Annotated in this window: 6 protein-coding genes; 2 read left to right on the forward strand and 4 right to left on the reverse strand. The window is 42.6% G+C overall.

Features of this window, described 5'->3' with window-relative positions; genetic code table 11:
• Window positions 1–9 precede the first annotated feature (9 nt).
• The 4 genes from L655_RS0114075 to metA all read right to left on the reverse strand — a co-directional run bounded on the left by L655_RS0114075 (window position 10) and on the right by metA (window position 6,140).
• Window positions 10–1,335 (reverse strand): IS4 family transposase, encoded by a 1,326-nt coding sequence (locus L655_RS0114075; protein ID WP_024604027.1) that lies wholly within the window; start codon window positions 1,333–1,335, stop codon window positions 10–12.
• Window positions 1,336–1,489: 154 nt separating this feature from the next.
• Window positions 1,490–4,120: a methionine synthase gene (gene metH, locus L655_RS0114080; protein ID WP_024605361.1), complete on the reverse strand. Its 2,631-nt coding sequence runs from the start codon at window positions 4,118–4,120 to the stop codon at window positions 1,490–1,492.
• Window positions 4,121–4,129: 9 nt separating this feature from the next.
• Window positions 4,130–5,203, reverse strand: a complete 1,074-nt coding sequence (locus L655_RS0114085) for a homocysteine S-methyltransferase family protein (protein WP_024605362.1) — start codon at window positions 5,201–5,203, stop codon at window positions 4,130–4,132.
• Window positions 5,193–6,140 (reverse strand): homoserine O-succinyltransferase, encoded by a 948-nt coding sequence (metA, locus tag L655_RS0114090; RefSeq protein ID WP_002958117.1) that lies wholly within the window; start codon window positions 6,138–6,140, stop codon window positions 5,193–5,195. Before metA ends, L655_RS0114085 begins: the two co-directional genes overlap by 11 nt.
• Window positions 6,141–6,362: 222 nt before the next feature.
• Between metA and ettA the strand changes: the two genes are divergently transcribed.
• A complete protein-coding gene (gene ettA / locus L655_RS0114095; protein WP_024605363.1) occupies window positions 6,363–8,036 on the forward strand; it encodes an energy-dependent translational throttle protein EttA in 1,674 nt (557 codons plus the stop codon).
• A gap of 154 nt (window positions 8,037–8,190) precedes the next feature.
• The coding region (locus L655_RS1000000126685) for a PilZ domain-containing protein (RefSeq protein WP_029751915.1) at window positions 8,191–8,342 on the forward strand (152 nt) is incomplete at its 3' end.

Genomic DNA, 8,342 nt, shown 5'->3' on the forward strand with positions numbered 1-8,342 from the left:
TAATGTCAGTCAGTTAACACTGACTGGCTTTTTTTTATAGGGATATTTAGATGGTTTCTTTTTCACACATCGTGGAAAGCTGCGCTCATGATGCCTTGTTGGTAACTGAAATAGCGTCAGCGTTTCTAATAAATGCTCATAGCGTTTTGGTAAATTTCCCGGACTTGTCAGTGGGATAGTTAACAGAAATACATTGATATGTCTTGAACAATGAGAAAAACTCAGTTGATTTGGCCATACTTCCAGTAACTCTGCTGCCTCACGCATGGCTATTCTTATAATATTGTAGGCAATTAGTAACCCCCACAATTCTTGCCTTATCATATCCGGCCTTTTTGAGCGTAGGATATAGTTTGAGTGCAACATTGTTTGTTTTATTTCTCGATATCCTATTTCTATTTCCCAGCGATGCATGTACAAATCAGCGATTTCTTTTGATGGGTAACGCATTACATCAAGCATTGATGTAAGAATCTGATACTGCTTATTATTATGCGTGTAAGTAAGCAGCCGAGCTTCTATAAACTCTGGCAAGTCAGTAAACTTTTTTCGCGCTTGTGGCGATGTTTTAAGACGCACTAACTGGTCATTTTTACTCATTTTCTTTATGGTATCAACGGTTAAGCCTTTTCTGACAGGTATCATCCAGTGCCTTTCAGTCCCTGCTTGGTGCCAACGATGCAAAAGCCCTAATGAATAATAACCGCGATCAAATAAGGTTAATGAGTTATCCGGTGTACCTTCAATGAGCTCTTCAGCGAGTGTCATTTCTCCTTGATGTTGCCCGTTAAAAGTACAATTAATGAGTTGATGGCTCGTTAGCTCCATGTGGCATACCATCCGAATTTGCGGATAGGTATTTTCACCATACTGGGTTGAGCCACACCCAAATACGTCTTTATTCTCTGGCGTATCATGTGTACGAAAAACAACGCCATCAACTGCTAATAGATTTAAGCCACAAAATGTATCGAAGTGGGCATGATTATAATGCCGTGACGCCATCATCTTGAAGACCTGCTCGACAGCATCTTCACCTAAGCGTTGTCTCGCTTGAACCATGGCACTAGGGGCAACTAGTTTCCCTTTACCTGGTAAGGCGATGTCCATTTTAGAGGCTATATCCCAAACAGATTCATGACGAAATAAACTCATACCAATCACAGACCAAACGACAGCATCGAGTGGTAGGCGACGTTTACGAACGGTGGCGACACCCGATTTTTCAAAAGCTTGGTTAAGTAATTCGGGATCTAAGATGCCAGATAAGTTATCAAGCGTTGTAAATTCATCAGCAGATGAGAAGGTGGTTGAAAGAGCTGTTTGAATATCCATAAAAAAACCGTAATTAGCGAAACTAATTACGGATTATTCACGATCATTTAGATCGGTCAACCGATCAATTAACCTTAACTGATCGGCATTAAGCCCTATTTGGCTCGTTTTTCTTTTACTGATAGCTCACAACTAAAAACTGACCGCTTCGCTATTAATCCGGATCATACCCCAAATTAGGCGATAGCCACCTTTCAGCTTCTTCAAGCGTCATATTGGTTCGCTTAGCGTAGTCTTCTACCTGATCCTTTTGCACAGCGGCTACTGCGTAGTATTTAGCCTCAGGGTGTGAAAAGTACCAACCTGAAACAGCAGCACCTGGCCACATGGCATACGAGCTAGTTAGCTGCATACCAATGCGCTTTTCGGTATCGAGCAACTGCCAAATTTTCTTTTTCTCGGTGTGCTCTGGGCACGCTGGGTAACCTGGCGCTGGGCGAATACCTTGGTAGTTTTCGCGTATTAGCTCATCGTTTGCTAGGTTTTCGTCTGGTGCAAAACCCCAATACTCTTTACGTACTTTTTCGTGTAGGTATTCTGCAAACGCTTCGGCGAGCCTGTCGGCAACCGCTTTTACCATTATTTTGTTGTAGTCATCTTGCTGTGCGTCAAACGCATTTGCTAAGTCGTCTTCTTCTAGGCCACCCGTTACTGCAAATGCGCCAAAATAGTCTGGTGTGCCTTTGGGTGCTATGTAGTCGGCTAGGCAGTAGTTAGCAAAGTCGGTTTTTTCGGTTTGCTGACGTAAATGGCATGAGGTCGTTAATAACTCTTTGCGTGTTTCGTCGGTGTATATTTCTATGTCGTCCCCTACGCGGTTAGCAGGGAATAAACCAATTACGCCAAGTGGTTGCAAACTACCTGCTTTTTCAAGGTCATCTAACATATCGTTAGCGTCTTTAAATAAGCTTTGCGCTTGCTCGCCTACTACTTCATCGTCCATTATGCGCGGGTATTTACCGGCGATTGACCACGTCATAAAGTATGGCGTCCAATCTATGTATTTACGCAAAGTGGCAATGGATACGTTTTTAAACTCGATCACGCCGAGCTTTTTAGGCACTGGTGGCGTGTAGTTATCCCAATCGAGTTGTGCTGCGTTATCGCGTGCGCGCTGGATTGTAACAGGCTTAGAGCGAGGTTTTTTACGCGCTTGTTGCTCGCGTACTTTTACATATTCAGCTTGGGTTTTTTCTAAAAAACCAGGCTTATGCTCTTTTGATAATAAATTAGATACTACACCTACCGCACGGCTGGCATTACTTACATACACTACGCCTTTGTCATATTGCGGCTCAATTTTTACTGCGGTGTGCGCTTTAGAGGTAGTTGCACCACCAATGAGTAGCGGCAGTTCAAAACCACGGCGTTTCATTTCTTTTGCTACGTGTACCATTTCGTCAAGCGATGGGGTAATTAAGCCCGATAAACCAATAATATCGGCTTTTTCGTCGATGGCGGTTTGCAGTATTTTATCGGCAGGTACCATTACGCCTAAATCAATAACTTCGTAGTTATTACATTGCAGTACCACGCCTACAATGTTTTTACCTATGTCGTGTACGTCGCCTTTTACGGTCGCCATCACTATTTTACCATTGGTTGAACCTTCTTCTTTTTCGGCTTCAATAAATGGGTCTAAGTAGGCTACGGCTCGTTTCATTACGCGCGCCGATTTAACCACTTGTGGTAAAAACATTTTACCTGCGCCAAATAAATCACCTACTACGTTCATGCCGTCCATTAACGGCCCTTCAATTACGTGAATAGGTTTATCGGCAGCAGCGCGGCACTCTTCGGTATCTTTATCTATAAAGGTAGTAATGCCTTTTACAAGCGCGTGCTCAAGGCGTTTTTCAACAGGCCATGTGCGCCATTCTAAATCTTCTACTCGCTCGGCTTGTGCCATACCAGAGTATTTTGGTGCAAGCTCTACTAAACGCTCGCCTGCACCTGGGTCTGTGTTAAGTATTACGTCTTCAACGGCTTTACGAAGCTCTTCTGGTATGTCGTCGTAAACGGCGAGTTGCCCTGCATTTACGATCCCCATATCCATACCCGCTTTTATGGCGTGGTATAAAAATACCGAGTGAATAGCTTCACGTACTGGGTTATTACCTCTAAATGAAAACGATACATTAGACACCCCGCCCGACACTTTACAGTGCGGTAAGTTTTGTTTAATGCGGCGTGTGCCTTCAATAAATTCTACTGCGTAGTTGTCGTGCTCTTCTATACCGGTGGCTACGGCAAATATATTAGGGTCGAATATAATATCTTCTGGTGGAAAACCAATATCTTCTACTAATATTTTGTAGCTGCGGGCACATATTTCATATTTGCGGTCTGCTGTATCAGCTTGTCCGTCAGTATCAAACGCCATTACAACGGCAGCTGCACCAAAGCGTTTTATTATTTTAGCTTGGCGAATAAACGGCTCTTCGCCCTCTTTTAGCGATATAGAGTTAACAATGGCCTTACCTTGAATACACTTTAAGCCTGCTTCTATTACTTCCCATTTAGAGGAGTCGACCATAATGGGTACGCGTGAAATATCAGGCTCTGAGGCTATTAAGTTTAAAAACTTAACCATAGCGGCTTTTGAGTCCAACATGGCTTCGTCCATGTTTATATCAATAACCTGTGCGCCATTTTCTACTTGTTCGCGGGCCACTGTTAGCGCAGCTTCAAAGTCTTCTTCCATGATTAAACGTTTAAACATGGCAGAACCGGTTACATTGGTACGTTCGCCGACATTAGTAAATACTGCTATTTGTTGGGTCATGTTGGCTCCTTAATTTAAGTTACAGGCTTCAAGGCCTGATAAACGCATGCGTACTTCAAGCTCGGGTAGTTGGCGTGGTTTAACGCCCGCTAGACCTTTTGCAAAAGCACGAATATGCGCAGGCGTGGTGCCACAACATCCACCTACTATATTAATAAAGCCCGATTTACCCCAATCGATAATTTCGGCTGCCATTTCAGGCGCTTCTAAGTCGTATTCACCAAACTCATTAGGCAAGCCCGCATTAGGGTGTACCGACGTAAAGGTTTCGCACACGCGCGAAAGCTCTTCTACATATTGGCGCAGTAAATCAGGACCAAGCGCGCAGTTTAAACCAATCGAAATAGGCTTAATATGGCGAATAGAGTTATAAAATGCTTCGGTTGTTTGCCCAGAAAGCGTACGCCCTGAAGCGTCGGTAATAGTGCCCGAGATCATAACTGGTAATGTGCGCCCTGCTTGCTCAAAGGCTTCTTCTACACCAAACGAGGCGGCTTTTGCATTAAGCGTGTCGAATATAGTTTCGATTAGTATTAAATCGGCGCCGCCTTCCATTAATGCAAGGGTAGACTCTACATACGCAGTAACTAGCTTATCAAAGGTGACATTTCGGTAACCCGGATCGTTTACATCTGGCGAAATTGAACACGTTTTAGATGTCGGCCCTAAAACACCGGCTACATAGCGTGGTTTTTCTGGCGTTTTAGCCGTAAATTCATCGCAAATTGCGCGTGCTAATTTAGCCGACTCTAGGTTTATTTCACGGCTTAGGTTTGCCATGTCGTAATCTTCCATCGAAATAGTGGTCGAGTTAAACGTGTTGGTTTCGATAATATCGGCGCCCGCTGATAAAAAGCCACGATGAATATCAGTGATTAAGTCGGGCTTGGTTAGGCTTAATAAATCGTTATTGCCTTTAATTAATACATGCCAGTCTTTAAAACGCTCTCCGCGATAGTCTTCTTCTTCTAGCTTATGATCTTGGATCATGGTGCCCATAGCGCCATCTAAAATTAAAATGCGTTCTTTTAATGCGGCACTTATTTCGGCTTGCTTATTATTTGTAGGCGCGTTATTCGGCATAGTTGTTAGTCCTCACGTCTTGGCTAACTAAATTAATATCATACGGTGTGGTTTGGTACACGTAGTAATTTAACCAGTTCGAAAAAAGTAAAAAAGCATGGCTTTGCCACGTTTTTGAAGGTTGTTTGGTTGCATCGTCATCCGGAAAGTAATTTTCGGGTTTTGGTGCATTAGGGCTCTTTTTACAATCGCGCTCGTATTCTGCTTTTAGCGAGTCGGCGTCGTACTCTGGGTGGCCGGTTATAAACACTTGGCTACCTGATTTATTTTTAAGTAAGTAAGCCCCTACTCGCTCAGAACCAGCCAGTACAACGAGTTCTTCACAGGCGTTTATTTTATTTATATCAATATGGCCGTAGCGTGAGTGTGGTACTAAAAAGGTATCGTCGAATCCGCGAGTCAGTGCACCGTGATCAAAATAACACTGGTGAGTAAATACGCCACACAGTTTATCGTCTTTTAAATCGCGTTTTAAATTGTAACGGTGATATAACGCTGCATGCGCTGCCCAACACGAAAATAACGTAGAGGTAACGTGTTGCTCAGCCCAATCAATAATGACCTTTAGCTCATCCCAATACGCTACATCGTCGTATTCTAAATGGGCAAGTGGCGCACCAGTTACTATTAATGCATCGTAATTGTTGTCTTTAACCTCAGAAAAATAACGGTAAAAGGTATCAAGGTGCTCTTCTGAATTGCTGCTACTGCGGTGAGTGTCGAGGCGCAGTAGCTCTACGTTTACTTGCAAAGGCGAATTGGCAAGTAAGCGAATAAACTGAACTTCGGTTTCTACTTTATTAGGCATTAAGTTTAAAATAGCCAAACGCATTGGGCGTATTTCTTGCGTTTTTGCACGACTTTTTGGCATTACAAATACGTTTTCTTGACGTAAACGTGCAATTGCCGGCAACTCGTCTTTTACTGTAATTGGCATACTTTACTCCTGCTCATAAAAACCGAGGCTTAATTATGAACTGAAAGTAAAAAATATCAACCTCTAGATGTATAGATGTCCAAATGAAATTTATTCATGATTTTATATTTTACTTACAAGCATGCTTTGGTGCTTTAAAACCCGCCATTCGTTGACTGTTTCACCCGTCAGCCACTACAATACAACATTGAAATTTTTATTATTATTTGAAGGCTTTCCTCCATGGTTTTACCTGATAAATTTATATTCTCGATGAGTCGAGTATCTAAGGTTGTGCCACCTAAGCGCACTATCTTAAAAGATATTTCGTTGCACTTTTTTCCTGGCGCTAAAATTGGTGTACTTGGTTTAAACGGTTCTGGTAAATCTACGTTACTACGTATTATGGCCGGTGTTGACCAAGATTTTGAAGGTGATGCGCATCCTCAGCCTGGTACTAAAATTGGTTATTTACCGCAAGAACCTGTTTTAGACGAAAGCAAAACAGTGCGTGAAACTGTTGAAGAAGCTGTTGGCGAAGTTAAACACGCACTTAAACGTCTTGACGAAGTGTATAACGAATACGCCATGGAAGATGCTGACTTTGACGCACTTGCAAAAGAGCAAGGCGAGCTTGAAGCTGTTATTCAAGCGCACGATGGTCATAACATCGACAACGTTTTAGAACGTGCAGCTGATGCACTTCGCCTGCCAGAGTGGGATGCTAAAATTGAGCACCTTTCAGGTGGTGAGCGTCGCCGTGTTGCTATATGTCGATTATTACTTGAAAAACCAGACATGCTTATTCTTGATGAACCTACTAACCACTTGGATGCTGAGTCGGTTGCATGGTTAGAGCGCTTCTTACACGATTACGAAGGCACTGTTGTGGCAGTAACGCATGACCGTTACTTCCTTGATAATGTAGCTGGCTGGATATTAGAGCTTGACCGTGGTGAAGGTATTCCATGGGAAGGTAACTACTCTTCTTGGCTTGAACAAAAAGATGCGCGCTTACAGCAAGAACAAAAATCTGAAAAAGCACGTCAAAAATCAATTGCGCAAGAACTTGAATGGGTTCGTTCAAACCCTAAAGGTCGTCAAGCTAAGTCAAAAGCACGTATGGCTCAGTTTACTGAAATGCAGCAGTCTGATTACCAAAAACGTAACGAAACTAACGAGATGTTTATTCCACCTGGCCCGCGTTTAGGTGACCAAGTACTTGAAGTAACTAATCTTCGTAAGAGTTTTGGCGATCGTGTTTTAATTGATGACTTAAGCTTTAGCATGCCAAAAGGTGCCATTGTGGGCATTATTGGTGCGAATGGCGCGGGTAAATCAACACTGTTTAAAATGATAAGCGGTGAGCAAACGCAAGACAGCGGTAGCATCAGCGTTGGCGAAACAGTACACCTTGCGACTGTTGATCAGTTCCGCGACGGTATGGACGAAAGCAAAACTGTTTTTCAAGAAATATCAGACGGACAAGACGTACTGAAAATTGGTAACTTTGAGTTCCCAAGCCGAGCATATGTAAGTCGCTTTAACTTTAAAGGTAACGATCAGCAAAAGTTTGTTAAAGACCTATCAGGTGGTGAGCGTAACCGCTTACACCTTGCTAAGTTATTAAAAGCTGGCGGCAATGTGTTACTACTCGATGAGCCAACCAATGACTTGGACGTTGAAACACTACGTGCACTGGAGAACGCTATTTTAGAGTTCCCAGGTTGTGTAATGTGTATCTCGCATGACCGTTGGTTTCTTGACCGTATTGCTACACATATTTTAGATTACCGCGATGAAGGTCAAATTAACTTCTTTGATGGTAACTACACTGAATATGAAGAGTGGCTTAAAAAGACCCTAGGCGCTGAGGCAACTCAACCTAAACGTATTAAATACAAAAAAATTGGCTAAAAATATTGGTTAATTTTATGTTTGTATAACTTAAGCCCTGCACTTTGCAGGGCTTTTTTATGCCACCAGCATTACAGGAGCATATCCTGCTAGCATGTAGAGAATTACCCGCTATGCTTAATTTATTATAAAAACAGTAAGGCTAAATTAGGTTATGCAAAATCGTCGACAGTTTTCTCGTGTGCTATTTTCAACTAACGCTCTGTTATGTTTTGATAGCCAACAGTATCCGTGTAAATTACTCGATCTATCGTTACATGGCGCGTTGGTTACTAATTGTGATGCATTTATTGGCAGCCACAATAC

It is taken from the genome of Pseudoalteromonas sp. TAE79 (assembly GCF_000498015.1).
Lineage (GTDB): Bacteria > Pseudomonadota > Gammaproteobacteria > Enterobacterales > Alteromonadaceae > Pseudoalteromonas.

Bases quoted from the DNA above. Each gene is read 5' to 3' on its own strand.
- L655_RS0114075 (WP_024604027.1), bottom strand. From the start codon at position 1,335: ATGGATATTCAAACAGCTCTTTCAACCACCTTCTCATCTGCTGATGAA.
- metH (WP_024605361.1), bottom strand. From the start codon at position 4,120: ATGACCCAACAAATAGCAGTATTTACTAATGTCGGCGAACGTACCAAT.
- L655_RS0114085 (WP_024605362.1), bottom strand. From the start codon at position 5,203: ATGCCGAATAACGCGCCTACAAATAATAAGCAAGCCGAAATAAGTGCC.
- metA (WP_002958117.1), bottom strand. From the start codon at position 6,140: ATGCCAATTACAGTAAAAGACGAGTTGCCGGCAATTGCACGTTTACGT.
- ettA (WP_024605363.1), top strand. From the start codon at position 6,363: ATGGTTTTACCTGATAAATTTATATTCTCGATGAGTCGAGTATCTAAG.